This is a genomic window from Candidatus Angelobacter sp. (assembly GCA_035607015.1).
Taxonomy (GTDB): Bacteria; Verrucomicrobiota; Verrucomicrobiia; order Limisphaerales; family AV2; genus AV2.
The window spans coordinates 1-3,048 of record DATNDF010000312.1 but is presented as its reverse complement, the minus strand read 5'-3'; the positions used below and the strand labels follow the sequence as shown (position 1 = coordinate 3,048).

General features: G+C 60.5%; 5 protein-coding genes. All 5 read right to left on the bottom strand.

From position 1 onward, the window contains the following. Positions 1 to 192 (bottom strand): hypothetical protein (locus VN887_12495; GenBank protein HXT40824.1); only part of this gene is annotated, 192 nt, incomplete at its 3' end. A 90-nt stretch (positions 193 to 282) separates the two neighbouring features. After that, positions 283 to 1,623 (bottom strand): hypothetical protein, encoded by a 1,341-nt coding sequence (locus VN887_12490; protein HXT40823.1) that lies wholly within the window; start codon positions 1,621 to 1,623, stop codon positions 283 to 285. Between the two features lie 124 nt (positions 1,624 to 1,747). Beyond that, positions 1,748 to 2,182: a hypothetical protein gene (locus VN887_12485; GenBank protein ID HXT40822.1), complete on the bottom strand. Its 435-nt coding sequence runs from the start codon at positions 2,180 to 2,182 to the stop codon at positions 1,748 to 1,750. Further along, positions 2,179 to 2,766 carry a TMEM175 family protein gene (locus VN887_12480; GenBank protein ID HXT40821.1) on the bottom strand — a complete coding sequence of 196 codons (588 nt, stop codon included), beginning with the start codon at positions 2,764 to 2,766 and terminating at the stop codon, positions 2,179 to 2,181. The genes VN887_12485 and VN887_12480 overlap by 4 nt, the downstream gene beginning before the upstream one ends. A gap of 12 nt (positions 2,767 to 2,778) precedes the next feature. Then, positions 2,779 to 3,048, bottom strand: a 270-nt coding sequence (locus VN887_12475; protein ID HXT40820.1) for a hypothetical protein, incomplete at its 5' end; no start/stop codon positions are given.

Here is a 3,048-nt window from a genome sequence, read left to right as displayed (position 1 = left end):
GCCGTCGGCCAGTAGAAGAGTGTCGCCGTTTTGCAGGTTGCCCATCGCGGTTTGCAATTGTGGTTCCGTGGCGACGTTGATAATGCGCGTGCCGGTGATGGGCAACTGTGGCGCGTTGCCGGGCGAGGCCGCGTTTGCGGCGCAGGCCGCCGCGAACAGTGCGAGTGATAAAAGAAAACGCGTCAATTTCATTGCGCCCTGCCACTTCAAGGACACGGAGCCGCGCGAAGTGAAACTCAACTTTCTCGCACTCCGGACCTCGGCAGTCCCGGCCGGAGTGGTTCATTCGCTGAGCATCTCCGCTACTTTTTTTGCCAACGCTGGATCGGCCTGCATCCGCGAGCGCGCCAGTTCCCGGTTGCGGCGCGAGACGTCCTCGCGCAGGGTCGCCAGATCGGATTCCTCGTGCGCCACCGCAATCAAGCTGACGCTGCCCATCTCGTCCTTCGATTCCTCACCCCAGGCCACGCGCACTGGCGGGTTGGACGGATTGCGCGGGTTTTCCGCGGAGTTATCCCAATGGATTTCCACATCAAGACGCGTCCCCTTCGAAAGCGGGACGAATTGCCGGAAGTAATACCGATCCTGCCAGGCGAAGTCCCAGTCCTTGATGAACAACAAGGTCTTCAGCTCCCCGTCCGGCAGCGTCGCCGTCATCTTAAGTTGTTTGCAGATGTAATGCGCGTGCGCGCTGATGCCCACCGCGTCCAGGGCCGCCGGCAGTGTGTACGAATCGCGGATTACGAAATCCTTGTCTCCGGCCGGAATGTCCAGACCCGAGAACAGCGAATAGTGCGGCGGCATTTGAATCCGGGTCATCGTCCGTGTTGGCGGGTTCTTCGCGAAATAAAGCCCGATCAACGATTTCTCCGCCTCGGGCTTTCCGGTGGGATGAAAGTGGTATTGAACCACCAGGTCGGAGCCTTTCGGCACAAAAAGGGCGAGTCCTTCAGGAAAAAACTGCGGTTGCGCGCCGACGGCCCAGCCGCCCAGCGCAATCGTGCCCCCGCCGACGCGCATTCCGTTGAAACCCGGTTCGGTGCCTTGTTGCTTCTCGTGAATGCGCCCTTTCGGGTCGGCAAAATAAAGGACGTGATGCACCACGGCTCGCGCCGAAGGACGCATGTCGAGGGCGGTAATCCACTTGTCTTCCGTCAGTCCGAGCGGAACGGCGATGTTGCGATAGATGTCCGGACCATCGGCCGGCACGTGATACGCCGCCGGCATTTCCACCACGAGGTCGGGTTCGCCGAGCCGCCAGTCGGAAGCGAAGTCAGGTGGCACGGGCTTCTGACCGCGCCCCTTCGGCATGCCGTCCTTTACCCAGGCCTGAATCACGGCGATCTCGTCGGCGGTCAGACGGCGTTCGTCGCGATAGGCATACGAAGCTGGCTCGGCCTTCCACGGCGGCATGATGCGCGAAGAGGTGACTTTGCCGATTTGCCTGCCTTTTTTCTTCACGTCTTCGTACGACAGGAGCGCAAACGGAGCGGCCTCGCCCGGACGATGGCACGACGAACAATTCCGGTAGATGATGGGAGCGACCTGCTGATTGAACGTCACTGCGGCGCTCCGAGCGGCGAATGGCGCCGCCAGAATGACAAGTGCGGGGAAAAATCGCATGGCCCCGGTTATGCCAAAAGAACGCAGGTTTGCAAGCCGGTTCGGGCGGGCCGCCCGCGGCGCGCCTCCTCCGCTGAACGCTCAAACGGCTGCATTCACCTTTCAACTGCGCAAAGGTGTCCCCTTATCGCGGCGGTGGCTTCCGTGCGGGAAGATGCTTTTTCGCTTCCGCGTGCGCAAGGACCACGTCTGGGTCCCGCTGCAAGGCCTCGAAGTAATGCGTCGAGAATCCCTCTCCCCGTTCCGACGCGACCAGCAGGCCGCGCGCCTGATTCACCAGGGCGTCCACGCCCGCGGCCGTCAACGGCTCCTTCCCGTCCAGGGCCTCGTCCAGGGCGACGATCAATTGTGAAAGTGGCTGCAGCCAGGCAAACCACGGGTCGCGGATGAGCAGTTGTAGAAAATCGTTCCGCGATTTGACCGGCCCGATGGTTCGTTCGTAGGTCACGCGCTCGGAGTCAAGCAGCGTCTTGTGCAGCGTGAGCAGGGCGCCGCGAAGGACCGATAGATCGCGGCGCAAGCGTCCTTGCTCCGGCGTTGGTGGAGCGGGACGTTTCACGTTTCCTCTCGCTTCAGAAGCACGCGCTCGATCCGGCGGTCGGGAATCAACCACAACAGCGCGACAAACACATACAAACCGTTGGAGATCCACGGATTCACGAACGCGAGCGGGATCGCCGAGAAATAGAGCACCGGCGAGAGCTTGCCCTTCCAGTCGCAGCCGATGGCCGAGGCGAGCAGTGAGTCGCGGCCCTGTTGGGCGATGATCGCGCGTTGCAGTATGTAATACGCGACGGCGGCCATCAGCAGCACGAAGCCATAAACAGCCGTGGGCGTCGGCGCCAGATGATTTTCGCCGACCCATGCTGTCGTGAATGGAAAGAGCGACAGCCAGAACAGCAGGTGAAGATTGGCCCACAGGATGGCGCCGTTGACGTGTCCGGTGGAATGGAACATGTGATGATGATTGTTCCAGTAGATGCCGAGGTAGATGAAGCTCAGCGCGTAACTCAGCAATACCGGCAGCAATGGTTGCAGCGCGGCAAGTTCGACCGCGTGCGGCACCTTCAACTCCAGCACCATGATCGTAATGATGATGGCGAGCACGCCGTCGCTGAACGCTTCCAGCCGGTTCTTCTGCATGGCGCAATTCAATCAAAGGCGGCCCCGTCTGGCAAACCGTCCCTGGTCGGTCGAACCACGGATTGCGCGGACTGGGTTGGCCGGCAGTTGTCCTGGGCAGGCACGATTGCAGGACGAACAGGCATTTTGGAATGCACCACGGGTCTTCACGATCCCCGGAGCCGGTCGCCAAGGCTCTTTTTTGTGGACGTCCAAACCGAGGTGAAGAATATTTCGGGCAGATTTCATGAGTGTTTGTTTCCATTCTTGTTTAATGAACAGTTCTTCGGAACTTCTAAACAG